General features: G+C 63.2%; 14 protein-coding genes, 1 tRNA gene and 1 riboswitch. Of the genes, 9 read left to right on the top strand and 6 right to left on the bottom strand.

Going from position 1 to position 15,354, the window contains the following annotated elements:
• Positions 1 to 269 precede the first annotated feature (269 nt).
• Positions 270 to 1,868: a gamma-glutamyltransferase family protein gene (locus tag G365_RS0110450; RefSeq protein WP_019645473.1), complete on the top strand. Its 1,599-nt coding sequence runs from the start codon at positions 270 to 272 to the stop codon at positions 1,866 to 1,868.
• Positions 1,869 to 1,877: 9 nt separating this feature from the next.
• Here G365_RS0110450 and modC read toward each other — a convergent pair whose 3' ends face one another.
• The 3 genes from modC to G365_RS0110465 form a co-directional block, all read right to left on the bottom strand.
• Positions 1,878 to 3,002 carry a molybdenum ABC transporter ATP-binding protein gene (modC, locus tag G365_RS0110455; protein WP_019645474.1) on the bottom strand — a complete coding sequence of 375 codons (1,125 nt, stop codon included), beginning with the start codon at positions 3,000 to 3,002 and terminating at the stop codon, positions 1,878 to 1,880.
• Positions 3,003 to 3,041: 39 nt separating this feature from the next.
• Positions 3,042 to 3,758 (bottom strand): hypothetical protein, encoded by a 717-nt coding sequence (locus G365_RS0110460; RefSeq protein ID WP_019645475.1) that lies wholly within the window; start codon positions 3,756 to 3,758, stop codon positions 3,042 to 3,044.
• 252 nt (positions 3,759 to 4,010) lie between these two features.
• A complete protein-coding gene (locus tag G365_RS0110465; RefSeq protein ID WP_019645476.1) occupies positions 4,011 to 4,319 on the bottom strand; it encodes a DUF2293 domain-containing protein in 309 nt (102 codons plus the stop codon).
• 102 nt (positions 4,320 to 4,421) lie between these two features.
• On the opposite strand from G365_RS0110465, the gene G365_RS0110470 reads away from it, so the two are divergent.
• On the top strand, positions 4,422 to 6,041 hold the full coding sequence (locus G365_RS0110470; protein WP_019645477.1) for an ABC-F family ATP-binding cassette domain-containing protein: 1,620 nt from the start codon (positions 4,422 to 4,424) through the stop codon (positions 6,039 to 6,041).
• A gap of 256 nt (positions 6,042 to 6,297) precedes the next feature.
• On the opposite strand, the gene G365_RS0110475 is transcribed toward G365_RS0110470, so the two are convergent.
• Positions 6,298 to 6,387, bottom strand: a tRNA-Ser gene (locus tag G365_RS0110475).
• A 360-nt stretch (positions 6,388 to 6,747) separates the two neighbouring features.
• On the opposite strand from G365_RS0110475, the gene G365_RS0110480 reads away from it, so the two are divergent.
• The 4 genes from G365_RS0110480 (at position 6,748) to G365_RS21125 (ending at position 9,648) form a co-directional block, all read left to right on the top strand.
• Positions 6,748 to 7,065, top strand: coding sequence for a hypothetical protein (locus G365_RS0110480; RefSeq protein ID WP_155976222.1), 318 nt, complete (start codon positions 6,748 to 6,750; stop codon positions 7,063 to 7,065).
• A 312-nt stretch (positions 7,066 to 7,377) separates the two neighbouring features.
• Positions 7,378 to 7,794 carry a Fur family transcriptional regulator gene (locus tag G365_RS0110485; RefSeq protein ID WP_026345260.1) on the top strand — a complete coding sequence of 139 codons (417 nt, stop codon included), beginning with the start codon at positions 7,378 to 7,380 and terminating at the stop codon, positions 7,792 to 7,794.
• A 211-nt stretch (positions 7,795 to 8,005) separates the two neighbouring features.
• Positions 8,006 to 8,803 carry a GNAT family N-acetyltransferase gene (locus G365_RS0110490; RefSeq protein ID WP_019645480.1) on the top strand — a complete coding sequence of 266 codons (798 nt, stop codon included), beginning with the start codon at positions 8,006 to 8,008 and terminating at the stop codon, positions 8,801 to 8,803.
• The gene (locus G365_RS21125; RefSeq protein ID WP_019645481.1) at positions 8,803 to 9,648 is read left to right on the top strand and encodes a lysophospholipid acyltransferase family protein; all 846 of its coding nucleotides are present in this window, start codon (positions 8,803 to 8,805) and stop codon (positions 9,646 to 9,648) included. Before G365_RS0110490 ends, G365_RS21125 begins: the two co-directional genes overlap by 1 nt.
• A gap of 103 nt (positions 9,649 to 9,751) precedes the next feature.
• Here G365_RS21125 and G365_RS0110500 read toward each other — a convergent pair whose 3' ends face one another.
• Positions 9,752 to 11,188, bottom strand: coding sequence for an L-serine ammonia-lyase (locus G365_RS0110500; RefSeq protein ID WP_019645482.1), 1,437 nt, complete (start codon positions 11,186 to 11,188; stop codon positions 9,752 to 9,754).
• Positions 11,189 to 11,334: 146 nt separating this feature from the next.
• A riboswitch (glycine riboswitch) is annotated at positions 11,335 to 11,429 on the bottom strand.
• Positions 11,430 to 11,585: 156 nt separating this feature from the next.
• Between G365_RS0110500 and G365_RS0110505 the strand changes: the two genes are divergently transcribed.
• The 3 genes from G365_RS0110505 to modB all read left to right on the top strand — a co-directional run bounded on the left by G365_RS0110505 (position 11,586) and on the right by modB (position 13,630).
• Positions 11,586 to 11,963 (top strand): winged helix-turn-helix domain-containing protein, encoded by a 378-nt coding sequence (locus G365_RS0110505; protein ID WP_019645483.1) that lies wholly within the window; start codon positions 11,586 to 11,588, stop codon positions 11,961 to 11,963.
• A gap of 128 nt (positions 11,964 to 12,091) precedes the next feature.
• The gene (gene modA / locus G365_RS0110510) at positions 12,092 to 12,844 is read left to right on the top strand and encodes a molybdate ABC transporter substrate-binding protein (RefSeq protein WP_019645484.1); all 753 of its coding nucleotides are present in this window, start codon (positions 12,092 to 12,094) and stop codon (positions 12,842 to 12,844) included.
• A gap of 72 nt (positions 12,845 to 12,916) precedes the next feature.
• Positions 12,917 to 13,630 carry a molybdate ABC transporter permease subunit gene (gene modB / locus G365_RS0110515; protein WP_019645485.1) on the top strand — a complete coding sequence of 238 codons (714 nt, stop codon included), beginning with the start codon at positions 12,917 to 12,919 and terminating at the stop codon, positions 13,628 to 13,630.
• Here modB and G365_RS21130 read toward each other — a convergent pair.
• Complete coding sequence (locus tag G365_RS21130; protein WP_019645486.1) at positions 13,620 to 15,203, bottom strand: glycoside hydrolase family 17 protein; 1,584 nt, start codon at positions 15,201 to 15,203, stop codon at positions 13,620 to 13,622. The two genes, modB and G365_RS21130, sit on opposite strands and share 11 nt — an antisense overlap.
• Positions 15,204 to 15,354 lie beyond the last annotated feature (151 nt).

Here is a 15,354-nt window from a genome sequence, read left to right on the forward strand (position 1 = left end):
GGGCTTCCGGGTTGGGTGAGGCCGGGGAAACGCCGGTCAGACCCCTTTCTTCAGGGGCTGGAGGCGGAAAGTCCGGCCTGTGAAATTTTCGTGCTTTACCAGAAGCGCGCCATTTTAAACAATGACGCCAAATTCGGAAGCCCCCTCGGCGGGTGCGGATGCCTTAAATTTTGCATTTCCGCACCTGATCCGGCCCCGGGGGCAACCGGATCCTCGGAGGCCCGGGTATCGGGCCCTCCTGAGATCAGACTGAGCAAACGGGATCATCGATGCTGCATACCGCCTCTGCCCTGCGTGGCCTGATCGCCGCCCCGCACCATCTGGCCGCCCAGAGCGGCCTCGCCATCCTGCGGGAGGGCGGCAATGCCATCGAGGCCATGGTGGCAGCGGCGGCGACCATTGCGGTGGTTTATCCCCATATGAACAGCCTGGGCGGGGATGGCTTCTGGCTGATCCACGAGCCCGGGCGTCCGCCGGTGTCGATTGACGGTTCCGGGGCGGCTGCCCGGCAGGCCGATGCGGCCCAGTACCGCAGCAAAGGGTTTTCCGGCATGCCGCTGCACGGGCCGCTGGCGGCCTGTACGGTGGCGGGCACGGTTTCGGGCTGGCAGTCGGCGCTGGAGATTTCTGCCAGCCGCTGGAACGGAACCCTGCCGCTGGAACGGCTGCTGGAAGATGCTATCCAGTATGCCCGCAACGGTTTTCCGGTGGCGTCCGCACTGCACGCGATGGCCCGGCGGCAGCGCCCGGTGCTGGAGGCGGTGCCAGGCTTCCGGGATTTCATGCTGATCGGCGGGTCAGTGCCGGCCGAAGGAGCCATTCTGCGCACGCCGGCGCTGGCCACCACGCTGGAGCTGCTGGCCCGGAACGGGCTGGATGATTTCTACCGGGGCGAGGTCGCCCGGCGGATCGCCGCCGATCTGGCCCGCTGCGGCAGTCCGCTGAAGGCCGAGGATCTGGCCCGGCACCGTCCGGTGCGGCGGCGTCCGCTGGCGACGCAGGTTGACGGCGGTATCTCTCTGTTCAATGCCCCGCCGCCGACGCAGGGGCTGACGGCCCTGATGGTTCTGGCGCTGGTTGACCGCCTCAACCCGACAGAGGCGGAAGGCTTTGACCATATCCATTCCATCGTCGAGGCCACCAAGGTGGCCCTGAAGGTGCGGAATGCCCATGTCACCGATCCGCTGAGTATGGAGGTTCATCCGACCACGTACCTGCACGACTCGGTGCTCGACCGGCTGGCGGAAGAGATTGACCGTCACAGGGCGGCCCCGTGGCCTGCCCGTCTGGGGGACGGGGATACGGTGTATCTCTGTGCTGCTGACGGCGAGGGGCGGATGGTCAGCTTTATCCAGAGCGTCTATCACGGCTTTGGATCAGGGGTGGTGCTGCCGGAGACCGGGATTCTCTGGCACAACCGGGGGGCCGGTTTCACGCTGGAGCAGGATCACCCCAACTGTCTGCGGCCGGGGCGCAAGCCGATGCACACGCTGGCTCCGGCGCTGGCCAAGTTCCGGGATGGCCGGGTGATGGCCTTCGGGACCATGGGGGGGGACGGCCAGCCGCAGACGCAGGCCGCCCTGTTTACCCGTTACGCCCGTTTCGGGCAGTCGCTGCAACAGGCGGTGTCTGCTCCGCGCTGGGTGTTGGGGAAGAGTTATGGCGACTCGAAGCCCCATGACCTGAAGCTGGAAAACCGTTTCTCTCCGGCGCTGTATGACGCGCTGGAGCGGGCGGGGCATGAGATTGCCGTGCTGGGGGCCTACGAAGACATTATGGGCCATGCCGCCGCTGTGGTGCGGCACCCAGATGGCCTGCTGGAAGGGGCGGCAGACCCGCGCAGCAATGGGGTGGTTGCCGCATTCTGACGGGTTTCTTCATGGGCTGTGACTGATCATGCCGCCGCGCGTCAGAGAGGCGGCTTTGATCAGGGCAAACACCGGTTGTCCGGGATGCAGGCCGAGATCGTCGGCGGCCGCCCGTGTGATCCTAGCGGCCAGCTGGCCGTCTCCGGGCAGGCGGAGGGTGGCATCCAGTGTACCGCTGCCGCTGCTGTCGAGTCCGGTCAGGGTGGCGGCAAGAATGTTGCGGGTGCTGATCGCGCGGGGCCGTTCCAGCGCCAGCGCGACATCGCGGGCAAAAATCCGGACCCGGACCCTTTGACCGTGACTGATGCGGTCGTCCGTTGTCTCAGCCCCGATCCACAGCGGCCCGGCGGTGGTCTGAACTTGCAGGGATCCAGGGTGTATTCCGGTCACCTCGGCGGCAAGCACGGTGGCAGGGTCCTGCCCGCCGGTCAGCGGCCATAGATCGCGGCGGTTCAGCAGCGTTTCCACCGGCCCCTGTGCTGCGACCTGCCCCCGGTCGATCAGTACCAGATCATCGGCCAGCCGCAGCACTTCTTCCATCGAATGGGTGACGTACAGGACCGGGATGCCGAACTCCTGCGGTAACCGGGCCAGAAAGGGCAGAATTTCCGCTTTCCGGGCGCTGTCCAGTGCTGCCAGCGGCTCATCCATCATTAACAGCCGGGGGGATGACAGCAGGGCCCGGCCAACGGCCACCCGCTGTTTCTCCCCCCCGGACAGGGAGGCCGGACGACGGTCCAGCAGAGAAGATACTCCGAGCATCTCCGCCACCGGCCCGAGGGTCAGGCGGCGGTCTTCCGGCGGACACAGGGACCAGCCGAACTGAAGGTTGCTGCGTACGGACAGGTGCGGAAACAGGCGGGCATCCTGAAATACCAGTCCCAGCCGCCGGGTTTCCGGCGGCAGGTTGTGGCGGGGGCGGCAGCCGGGGGTGCGCTCAAACAGAACGCGGTCCCCCAGTCGGATCAGGCCCCGGTCCGGGGTCTGCAGTCCTGCGATCAGCGTCAGCAGGCTGCTTTTTCCGGCCCCCGACGGGCCAAAGACCGCCGTGATACCCGGCTCTCCGCCACCGACCGACAAGGCAAGCAACAGGGAAAGATCCCCTTGCTGGCGGGCAATATCGACGGTCAGCATGGCCGGTCCTCTGGTTTGGAATAGGATGCCACAGTGCCGTTAAATCAGCGGAACGCCAAGGGCCCCCGGCTGATCAATGCCGATCGCGTTGCCGTCACCGTTGACCAGCGCACCGGTGGCACCGCTCCGGCCGAGATCCAGCTGGAAACTGGCATTCTGGACGTTCTCGGCGGCGCGCTGGGCCCACTTCTCGATTTCTTTCTCTTTGGCCGGATAGGCTTTTTTCCAACGGCGGGCGGCTTCGGCGATTTTGGACAGCGAATCGGCTTTGGCGATGGAGCTGGTTTTGTCGAAGTTTTCCTTAAACGAGCTGTCTTCGTTGATGGCCTTCTCGATCAGTTCCTTCATCCGGGGTTCGCCCCGGACTTTCAGGCTACCATCGGCGGCTTTGTAGACGCTGATGTTGCCATCCACCGGAATTCGGCTGCGGGACAGGATGCTGTTCAGCTGATCACCCAGCGCGATTACTGCCTTGCGCAGAGACCCGGTGAAGTCGTAATTGCCGTCTTTATCCGGTGACAGGCCCAGTGCCTTCCCGGCTGCAGCGACTTTCTGCTCAATCCCCTGCAGGGTTGCTTCGGCCTGACCGCTGGCGGACAGGGCCACGGTGCTGGCTGCCCCGGTGACCGCGGCGGCCCCGGCCTGCTCGGTGGCCTTCGAGTCGTCATCGGACCAGGCGGTTTTGGTCGCGTAAGGGGTGCGGGACAGGGCCTGTGTCCAGATATCGCGGGATGTTGTGCCGATTGCGTCAGCCATGGCGGGCTCCGGGTTTAGAAAAAGGGACACCGGTGTGTACGGTGGAGGACTATCCCGGAAGCAAAAACAAAGCCATATCCGCAGGCCGCGGCAGACCTGCAAAGATCATTAAGAGAGCTGTTTTCAGGTCGGTAAATGGTTTGCAGACGGCCTGAAAGGCGTGGTCTGCCCGCCTGTGGCGGCCCGGACCGGGCACATTTTTCCTACTTTATGGGGAATAGGGGGTAAAAAATTCACCCCTTGGTTAGACCGTCAGTCGATGGGGATCTCTTCTGCGGTCACCCGGCGGCGGCAGCCCCAGTCCCCGATGGTGGTATTCAGGGTATCGACCACAAAAAAGCGGGCGGCGTCACGGTCATAGCCTGAGGCAATCAGGTCGTCATAGTCGGTATAGACATGGCGGGCATGGGCAACCAGTGACAGCCATGCCGCAGCCTCCGCCGAGGCGGTCCGCAGTCCCCGGCTGTCAAGGGCATGGTCAATCACCGCCCCCTGATCGTAGCGTGGCAGATCAGGGGCCAGACGACGCAGGGCTGCTTTTAAATCATCAACACGGGACATCGGCGGACTCCTCTCTTCTGTCGGCTGGGGTGAACAGGACTCTTCCCCGGTGGGCATCCTGTGGCATAAGGGGCCAACCACCCCAAGGGAACCCAGACATCAATGATACGGTTTGAAAACATCACCAAGCAGAATGGTCATCGCATTCTGTTCGTCGAAGCCTCCGCCGCCCTGAACCGTGGCGAAAAAATCGGTCTCGTCGGTCCCAACGGGGCCGGAAAGACGACGCTGTTCCGTCTGGTGACTGGCGAGGAATTGCCCGATGAAGGGCAGGTCTCCACTGAAAAGAATGTGTCGGTCGGATACTTCAATCAGGATGTCGGTGAAATGGCCGGCCGCAGTGCGGTGGCGGAGGTGATGGACGGGGCCGGGCCGGTCAGCGCTGTGGCCGCCGAACTGGCCGAGCTGGAAGTGGCGATGTGCGATCTTGACCGCGAGGATCTGGATGCGGTCATCGAGCGCTACGGCGAGGTACAGGCCAGGTTCGAGGAGCTGGGCGGCTATGCGCTGGAAGGCCGGGCCCGCGAGGTTCTGGCCGGGCTCAGCTTCAGTCAGGAGATGATGGACGGTGACGTCGGTCTGCTGTCCGGGGGCTGGAAGATGCGTGTGGCGCTGGCCCGCATCCTGCTGATGCGCCCTGATGTGATGCTGCTTGACGAACCGAGCAACCATCTGGATCTGGAAAGCCTGATCTGGCTGGAAGGCTTCCTGAAGGGGTATGACGGTGCGCTGCTGATGACCTCGCATGACCGCGAGTTCATGAACCGGATCATCAACAAGATCATCGAAATTGATGGCGGCACCCTGACCACCTATTCCGGCGACTATGAATTTTACGAACGCCAGCGGGCGTTGAATGAAAAGCAGCAGCAGGCCAAGTTTGAGCGGCAGCAGGCGATGCTGGCGAAGGAACTGGAGTTCATTGAACGCTTCAAGGCCCGGGCGTCTCACGCGGCTCAGGTGCAGAGCCGGGTTAAGAAGCTGGATAAGATCGAGCGGTTTGAGCCGCCGAAGCGCCGTCAGGTGGTGTCGTTCGATTTTGCGCCCGCTCCCCGCTCCGGTGAGGATGTTGCCGTTCTGCGCGGGGTGCATAAGGGCTATGGCAGCCGCACCATCTATCAGGATTTCGACCTGACGATCCGCCGGAAGGAACGCTGGTGTGTCATGGGGGTCAACGGTGCCGGTAAATCGACCCTGCTGAAGCTGGTCGCCGGGGCCAGTCAGCCGGATTCCGGGACCGTCACCATCGGCGCCAGTGTCCGCATGGGGTACTTCTCGCAGCACGCCATGGAAACGCTGGATGGCGATAAGACCATCTTTGAAACGCTCGACACCCAGTTCCCGCAGGCGAATCAAGGGGTTTTGCGGGCGCTGGCCGGATGCTTCGGCTTTTCCGGGGATGATGTGGAAAAGCCGTGCCGGGTGCTGTCAGGGGGCGAGAAGGCCCGGTTGGTGATGGCGATCATGCTGTTTAATCCGCCGAACTTTCTGGTGCTCGACGAACCGACCAACCACCTTGATCTCGATACCAAGGAAATGCTGATCAAAGCGCTGTCTGCCTATGAAGGCACCATGCTGTTTGTCTCGCACGACCGGCATTTTCTTGCCGAACTGTCAAACCGGGTTCTGGAGCTGACCCCGGAGGGGATTCATCAGTACGGCGGCGGCTATACCGAGTATGTGGCCCGTACCGGGCAGGAAGCGCCGGGGCTGCGGTCCTGACCGGTCACCGCTGATCAGAGACACTCCGGGCACAGGCTGAGTCTGAGCCCGGAGTGCCGCTTTGCCCAATAGACCCAAGTCTCTTCATTTACGGCTGCTGTCATCCATCGGGTGCCCGGCGCGTACCAAAATGTGTACCGGCTTGGTCCCCAAATGGAGATCGCTGCCCCGGCGGAGAGGGCAAGAACATCTGAGAATGCCTTGATTTGGCAAAGAAAAACCGCCCGGCGCTGATTGGCGCGGGCGGTCTGAATTCTGGCGGAGAGGGAGGGATTCGAACCCTCGATACGGTTTCCCGTATACACACTTTCCAGGCGTGCGCCTTCAACCACTCGGCCACCTCTCCACAAATTTTCCGGTCATAAGGTTAGGCAGGTTGATTGCCCTTAAGGACCGGTCGCTTCCGGGTGTTCCCCGTCGCGAGGCCGTTTAGATAGCCGACCGGACTGCTGAATGCAAAGGCTTTTTTCCGTCAGGGGGATATTTTTTTAATTCGCCCCTCTTTGGCAGAAAACTTTATAGATTTTTTAGGGCGTTCCAGAGACACTCTCACACACCAGTAGAAGGTCGTCCGCTTACCCGCTTTGCGTATCCGGCAGCATCCGTCCCTATGTCAGGGGAGCATTCCGCCGGTCAACCGCGTCAAGGCTCAGGCAAGACCGGCGGCCCGGGCTTTGTCGACTCTCTCAGCGACGCGGGGACCATCATGATGGGACGGTTCTTCGGATGGCTTGTTCTTGGGCTGGCCTTTCTGGCCGCCTCAGCCGATGCAGTGCTTGCGCTTGGTTCTGCCGGGCGCGATACGCTGGCAACCGGCGAAATCCTGACCCTTCTGGCCGGGCAGGCCCCGGTAACTCCCGATAACTCTCATCTGCATCTGCCATGGGCCGTGACGTCATGGCTGCTGCAGCTGCCGGCATGGATGGTGATGGGCGGGCTGGGGGTGACCCTGCTGCTGCTGTTCCGTCCCCGCAAGGTGTCGCTGGCGTATCAGGCCCGCCGCCGCCGCTCTTCTTTCCAGTGATGGTGCCAGATGATGGTGTCAGATCTTTTCCGGCCATGCCTGTCTGGGTCTGACCCGATGGATGCGTCTGACCGGGATACCTGACTTTTTTACACGCCTATCCGCAGGAAGGGCTTTCGTCTGATCTTCCGGCCCGCTACATAAGACAGCAGTCGCATTGCTCTGTCAGGTCAGCCATGCCATTCTGCAGCGGCCCGGGTTCTCTTCCGGCTGCCGGTGTGGGGAATGGCCTTCCGGCGCTTGGGAGTGATCATACAATCAGTCCGGCTGCTTCCCCTCCGCAGCCGCAGCCAGTAAGGAAAGGGCCGTCCCGTGCCATCGAGAATCGAGCAGCTGTGCGTCGAAAAAGGCATGAAGATGACCGAGCAGCGCCGCGTCATCGCCCGCGTCCTGTCGGATGCGTCCGACCACCCGGATGTGGAGGAAGTGTACCGCCGGGCCACCGAGATTGATCCGAAGATTTCCATCGCCACGGTGTACCGCACCGTCCGCCTGCTGGAAGAAGCGGAGATTCTCGCCCGTCACGATTTTGGGGATGGACGGGCCCGCTATGAGGAAGTGCAGGACGAGCATCATGATCATCTGATCGATGTAAAGTCCGGCAAGGTGATCGAGTTCCATAACGATGAGATTGAGGAACTGCAGCGCCGTATCGCTGCCAGTCATGGCTTCAAGCTGGTCGGGCACCGGCTGGAGCTCTATGGCGTGCGGATGGACGAGCAGGAATAAGCTGATCTCAGAGTGAAAGCGTTTCTCTGCTACAGTGCTTTCCCGGGGTGTCCCGGTTGCCAAGGGCCACAGGTTTCTGTGGCCCTTTTATCATGATTTACGGTACATCTGGTGTCCTGCTGCCCGGTCATCCGCGATCCGGCGGCAGGCGATTTGATGCGCCCCACCTTTGTGTGCCCGGGAACGGGCCGCCACACAGACAGGATAGACGATGGCCGCGTTTGACGCCCTGACCGAAGGGTCTCAGGAAATCCGCCTTGCCGAAAACGACCGTGAAATTGCCGCTGCACAGGCGCTCCGGTACCGTGTGTTCTATGACGAGATGGGGGCCAAGCCGACGGCGGAAATGGCTGCCGTGCTGCGGGATTTTGATGATTTTGACGCGGTGTGCGATCACCTGCTGGTGATTGACCGCAACCGGGGTGCCGGAGCTGAGGGCATTGTCGGCACGTACCGGCTGATGCGTCGCAGCAGTGTGGCCGAGATCGGTCGGTTTTACTCAGTGTCGGAATATGACCTCAGTGCGGTGCTGAGTTATCCGGGCGAAATTCTCGAACTCGGGCGCTCCTGCGTTGATGCCGCGTATCGTAATAAGCTGACCATGCAGCTGCTGTGGCGTGGTATTGCGGCGTACGTCTTCCATCATAAGATTGAGCTGATGTTCGGCTGTGCCAGCCTGCACGGCACCGACCCGCAGAAACTGGCGCTGCCGCTGTCCTATCTGTACCATTATCACCGCGCCCCCGACGCGCTGTGTCCGAAGGCTCTGCCCGGTCTGTATACCCCGATGAATCTGCTGGCAAAGGATGACATCAACCCGGTGCGCGGGCTGGCGTCTCTGCCGCCGCTGGTGAAAGGGTATCTGCGGCTGGGTGGGTTTATCGGCGACGGGGCCGTGATTGATCACCAGTTCAACACCACGGATGTGTGCGTGATTGTTAAAACCGATATGGTTTCTGACAAATACTATAAGCACTACGACCGTACTGCCCGTTCGGAAGCCCCCTGATGTTCGCTGTCATTTCCGCCACCGTGCGGCTGTTGCTCTATGTTCTGTGGACATTGGTGATGATGCCGGTCTACAGCGTTGCCCTGCTGGCAGGCACCGGATACCGCGCGATATCCTGCTTTTACTGGCGGATGACGGCAGAGCACATCCTGCGCATGAAGATTGTGGTGCGTGGTCGGTTGGTACCGCAGCGGCCATTGCTGTGTGTTGCCAATCACGTCAGCTACCTTGATATCATTGCGCTCGGCAGTTTTGTGCAGGGCAGCTTTGTGGCAAAGGCGGAAGTCCGTGGTTGGCCGGGCTTCGGGATTCTGGCCCGTCTGGCCCGCACGGTTTTCATCGACCGCCGTCAGACGGCCGTAGCTCGCAGCCGCAGCCAGATTGCCGATGCCCTGCGCCGGGGCGAGCCGCTGATTTTGTTCCCGGAAGGCACGTCTTCTGACGGCAACCGGGTTCTGTCGTTCCGCAGCAGCCTGTTTAACGTGGCGGAGCAGGATGTTGACGGCCAGCCGGTGACGGTACAGCCGGTGTCGATTGCCTATACCCGTCACTGGGGGGTGCCGATGGGCTATGGTCTGCGCCCGCTATATGCCTGGTATGGGGATATGGATCTGGCGACCCACCTGTGGGAAGTCTTGCTCGAAGGCGGTTTTACGGTGGAAATTGACCTGCTGGAGCCGGTGACGCTGGCCCAGTGCGGTGACCGTAAGGCACTGGCCCGTCATTGCGAATCGGCGGTGCGCCGGGGTATGAACGGGGCACTGAGCGGGCGCCCGGTTGTGGCGCCCGTGCCCGTTGCGGTGACGCTGCCAGAGGTGGCCGCGTCCGGCAGTAAGGCAGACTAAAGAAGGCCAGCCCGGTCTATGCACCCTGTGCAGGGCCGGGGCAAGCCCGTTCCGGGGGCATTGTGTCGTCCACAATGCCCCTTCTGCTTGTCCGGGCCCCCCCTCAGCACTCCACCACGTTGACGGCAAGGCCGCCCTGTGAGGTTTCCTTGTATTTGCTCTGCATATCCAGCCCGGTCTGACGCATGGTTTCGATCACCCGGTCGAGGGAAACCTTGTGGGTGCCGTCCCCGCGCAGCGCCAGCCGGGCGGCGTTGATCGCCTTGACCGCGCCCATGGTGTTGCGTTCGATACAGGGGACCTGTACCAGACCGCCGATCGGGTCGCAGGTCAGGCCGAGGTTATGTTCCATGCCAATCTCGGCGGCATTCTCAACCTGTGCCGGGGTGCCACCCAGAACCGCGGCAAGGGCACCGGCCGCCATCGAGCAGGCGACGCCGACTTCTCCCTGACAGCCGACTTCAGCCGCCGAGATTGAGGCCCGCGTTTTATACAGCGCGCCGATGGCCGCGGCGGTCAGCAGAAAATCCTGCACTCCGGCGGCGGTGGCCCCGGGACAGAAGCGTTCGTAATAGGCCAGCACCGCCGGAATGACGCCCGATGCCCCATTGGTCGGGGCGGTGACCACCCGGCTGCCCGCGGCATTTTCTTCGTTTACCGCCAGAGCATACAGATTGACCCAGTCCAGAACGGTCAAGGGATCGCGCATCCCTGCTTCCGGCTTGGCGACCAGTTCGCGGTAGAGGTCGTGGGCGCGCCGCCGCACGTTCAGTCCGCCGGGGAGGGTTCCGGTCTGAGCGCAGCCCCGGTCGATGCAGGAAATCATTGCATCCCGGACCCGCTGCAGAAAGTCGCGGGTTTCATGTTCCGGGCGCCACACCAGTTCGTTGGCCAGCATCACCTGCGCGATGCTCAGGGATTCGCGGTCGCAGATATCGAGCAGCTCCGCCGCCGAACTGTAGGGGTGGGGGTGGAAGACGTTTGACCCCGGTGTGATGGCGGCGTCCTCATCGCCATGGGCGACGACAAACCCACCCCCGACCGAATAATAATCCTGCTCCCGCAACAGGGATCCATCGGCGGCAAAGGCCTGAAACCGCATCCCGTTGGGATGATCGGGCAGAACATCGGCGTAGTGCCACAGCAGGTCCTGCGGCTCTTCAAACGGGATATCCTTTTCTCCGGCCAGCAGCAGGCGGGCTGTGGTGCGGATGGTTTCCACAATCCGGGGGGCGGCGTCGGGATCAACCTTGCTGGGCCGTTGCCCGGACAGGCCAAGCAGGACAGCCTTGTCGGTCGCATGCCCGATTCCGGTCAGGGCTAGAGACCCATAAAGGCCGACCTTGACCCGCGCGGTCTGTCCCAGCAGGCCGCGCCGGATCAGTCCCTGCGAAAAGCGGAACCCGGCCCGCATTGGCCCGACGGTATGGGACGATGACGGCCCGATACCGATGGTGTAGAGGTCAAAAACGCTGAGATTAGTGGCAGCCCCGGCGGTTGGCGGCGGGGTCGGCTGTGCGCCTGACGGCAGTGTATCCAAGACGGCATCTCCCAGTGCGGGCGGTGGGCCCGGTGTTTGGATGATGCCCCTCTCTGTCCTTTGACCTGAGACATTCCCGGCTGGGCCGGATTGACCTTCGGTGGGGCGGCAGCGTCAGTGCTGTTCCGCCCTCTCTCCAGAGCCTCAATTCGTCTGTGGTACGGGGGCCTGAGAGGTTCCGGGGCGGTTGCTCCTTCGGCGTGGGCCGCATGGTGCGGTCCAGCTCTCCCACAGGGGTCGTCTGAGGTATCATCAGTTCTATATCGTTGCCGGTGGTCTTGACCGCCGGATCCGGTCACGCTACGGGGCTTGTGATCCCCCGTCAAGGCTCCGTCAGGGGCCGGGATACAGATGCAAAATCACTGATGGACAGACAGTTTTCAGCCCGGAGACCACCATGCCCGATACTGCCCCCCCTTTCCGTCTGCATCCCCGTCTGCGCCTGAAGGACGGGGCCACGCTGGTGCTGGGGCCGGGGCGGATTGATCTTCTGGAAAGAATCCGTGACAGCGGCTCGATCTCGGCAGCGGCGCGGGCGATGGGCATGTCTTACCGCCGGGCCTGGCTGCTGGTTGAGGCGGTCAACCTCAGTTTCAGGACCCCGCTGGTGGAAAGTGTGACCGGCGGGCAGCGCGGGGGCGGGGCCCGGCTGACCGCAACGGGGGAGGCCGTGGTCGCCCTGTACCGGCAGATGGAAGAAGAGGCCTGCCGGGCGATGGCTCCGGCGCAGACACAGCTGGAAGCTCTGCTGTCGCCGTCTTCTCCGCAGATCTGAGCCCTCAGAATGAGATGTGGGGGACCGGCGGGCTTTGCTTGCCCTGCGCTATATCCAGATGTATATCAAATAGCGCTATATCCAATCAGATATAGAAAGTTGCCCTTCTGTCACCTCGGGAGTCTGAAATGGCTAAACGCCCCCTGCTGTCTCTGTTTACGGCTTTTGTCCTTGGGCTGGGGGCTCAGGCCGCCCAGGCCGATGTGCTGGTCTTCGCCGCCGCTTCCACCAACGAGGCCCTGACCGAAGCCGCAGCCGCCTTTAAACAGGAAACCGGGATTCCGGTGATTACGTCGTTCGGCTCCAGCTCCACGCTGGCGAAGCAGATTGAGCAGGGCGCTCCGGCACAGGTATTCCTGTCCGCAAACGTCGAGTGGGCGGAGTATCTGGAAAAAGCCAATACCCTGAAGCCGGGCGGGCGTGTCGATTATCTCGGCAACGCGCTGGTTCTGGTGGCCCCGGTGGGAACGGCGGCGGTTGATCTGGAGAAAACCCCGATCACCGGCCTGTTGCAGGGTGGGCGTCTGGCGGTGGGGGACCCTGATCATGTGCCTGCCGGGCAGTATGCCAAAAAAGCCCTGACCGCCCTGAAGCAGTGGGATGCGCTGGAGCCGCAACTGGCCCGGGCCAGTGATGTGCGGGGGGCGCTGGCGCTGGTACAGCGGGGCGAGGCCCCCTACGGGATTGTTTACAGCACCGATGCCGCCAGTCTGAAGGATGTGGCAATCGTGGCCACCTTCCCGGCTGACAGCCACCCGAAAATTGTTTACCCGCTGGCCCTGACCAAGGCGGCAGATGGGGATGCTGACCGGTTTGCCGCTTTTCTGCAACAGGGCCGGATCCGGGCTATTTTTGCCCGCTATGGCTTCAGGGCACCCTGAGCAGGCTGACTGGCCGGTCGGGCCGGGGGCGGGTACAGTCACCCTTTCCCCTGTCCGGGAGCATGTGATCGGATGGATAGTTCTGTTCTCTCTGCCCTCAGCCTGACCCCGGCGGAAGCTGAGGCTGTGCGCCTCAGCCTGCGGGTTTCGCTGTGGGCGGTATCCGGTAGCCTGCCGCTGGCGCTGGCCTGCGCATGGCTGCTGGCGCGGCGGTCATTTCCGGGTAAGGTGCTGCTGGATGGGCTGGTTCACCTGCCGCTGGTGCTGCCGCCGGTGGTGGTCGGATATCTTCTTCTGCTGCTGCTGGGCCGGAAAGGGCCGGTGGGGAAGATTTTGCTGGATACCTTTGGGGTGACGCTGGCGTTCACCTGGCAGGGGGCTGCGGTGGCGGCGGCGGTGGTCAGTTTTCCGCTGCTGGTGCGGGCCCTGCGGGTGTCGCTGGAAACCCTTGACCCCGGACTTGAGGCTGCGGCGCGGACTTTGGGGGCGGGCCCGCTGCGGGTGTTCGTGACCGTCACCCTGCCCCTGATGGCCCCGGGACTGATCGGGGGGATCATTCTGGCCTTTGCCCGCTCTCTGTCAGAGTTCGGGGCAACGATTACCTTTGTCTCGAATATTCCCGGACAGACCCGCACCTTGCCGGTGGCCCTGTACACCGCCGCCCAGACCCCGGGGGGGGACTGGGCGGCGCTGCGTCTGTGTGTGCTGTCGGTCTGTCTGGCGTTTCTGGCGCTGCTGGCGTCAGAAGGTCTGTCACGCTTTCTGAAACGGCGGATCAGCGGCTGAGGCTGCTGCGGCAGCGCAGCAGGGCCGGGGCGGCCAGCAGCAGGGCAGATCCTGCCCACGCCAGCGCATCGTCATTCTTCACGGTTTCCAGCCCGACCACGCCCAGCGCCATGGCGGCGGTGATCAGGGCCAGCCAGCGGTCTTCCGGACGCTCCGGGAGGACTGCGGTTGAGCGGCGGGCCAGCATCAGCAGCACCACTGCCACGGCGACCCCCAGAATGGCGGTTGCCGGAAAGTCACGGTACCGCCCGCCAAAGGCCAGCCCGATCGCGGTGACGCTGGCGGAAAACAGAGTCAGGCGGTACAGCCAGCCGGCGATTGCCGTTCCCACCGGGTGCTGTTGGCCCAGTTGCTGTTGGACCGGCTGCTGTTGACGCAGCAGAGACAGCAGCATTGCCGGCCCGAGAACCGCCAGCCCGATAGAGGCGGCATGTTCCCCCCATTCCAGCGGAGACCGGGCAGCAAACAGGGCATGACGGGCACAGAACACCACCAGCACTCCGGCTGCCAGTCCACCGGTTACGCTGATTGTCCAGCCGGTGGCATCGGCGCGGGGGCCCCCGGTCAGGCCTGCCAGCAGGGTAATGCCCAGCCCGACCGCCACCGACGCCAGCAGCCAGCGCTGCCAGTCGGCGATTTCCACCACCGGACCAGCCAGTGTGATTTTCGGGGTCCCGCCTTCGCCCAGAACACCCCAGAAGCCGCCGGTGGTACCTTCCAGTTGCCGCTTCCACGGCTGGTCGGTGGCTTCAATCAGGTTGGCGCGCCAGCCCTCTGCCGCAGTCATCTGCAGGACACCCCGGATGAAGCGTGTTTCGTTCACCAGACTGGCTTCGGCGGCTTCACGCTGACGGCCGGTTGACGGCCAGCCGATTTCCCCGACCAGAATTTCCTTGCCGGGAAATTCTGCAGCCATCTGATCGTGGATCTGTTTGACATGCACCAGCGCCTCGCTGATGTCAGACGGATCATCTTCCCAGTACGGCAAAAGATGGATGGTGATGAAATCCACCGCATCCTTCAGGGCTGCCCCGTGGCGACGCCAGAATTCCCAGACGTCGGCATAGGTCACCGGCTGCTCCACCCGGTCATTGACCTCGCGGATATAGACGGCCAGCCGGTCGGCCGCCTGTTCCCGCCGCAGCAGCACTTCGTTGCCGACAATCACCCCGGTGATGGTCTTGGGGTAGGCGTGGGCCAGTTCGACCACCTTCTCCAGTTCCTTGCGGTTGGCGGCGTCTTCGGCGCCGATCCACAGGCCCTGCAGGACGGTCATCCCCAGCCGTTCGGCCACAGCGGCCACTTTGTCCAGCCCGTTGGTGGTCGCATAGGTGCGGACACAGGGGGTAAAGGCGGACAGGTGGCGCAGGTCTTCTTCCAGACGCTGCTCGCTGACACTGAAGGTCTTGTCAAAGGGGGTTTCTTCCCCCCGGAAGGGGGCATACGAGACACACTGCGCCCGGGTGACAGGCGCATCAGGCACCGCCACCGGCTGACCCAGCCGTACCCAGCTGCCCAGCGCCACCGCTGCACAGACCGCCAGAACCGCTGCCACTACACCACGGCCGATCATCTGTCGCCCCCGTGAAAAAGACTGTTGCATCCGGGTTGCTTACGGCAAGCCCGCCTGCCGGGGAAGTGAAAACTTGCATCCCCCCGGCGGTGCCCGGCATTTTAAAGACCAACTATTCGCGATTCCTGTTTTCCCCGCTGAAAGGGAGCCC

Source organism: Novispirillum itersonii subsp. itersonii ATCC 12639 (assembly GCF_000381985.1).
Lineage (GTDB): Bacteria > Pseudomonadota > Alphaproteobacteria > Rhodospirillales > Rhodospirillaceae > Novispirillum > Novispirillum itersonii.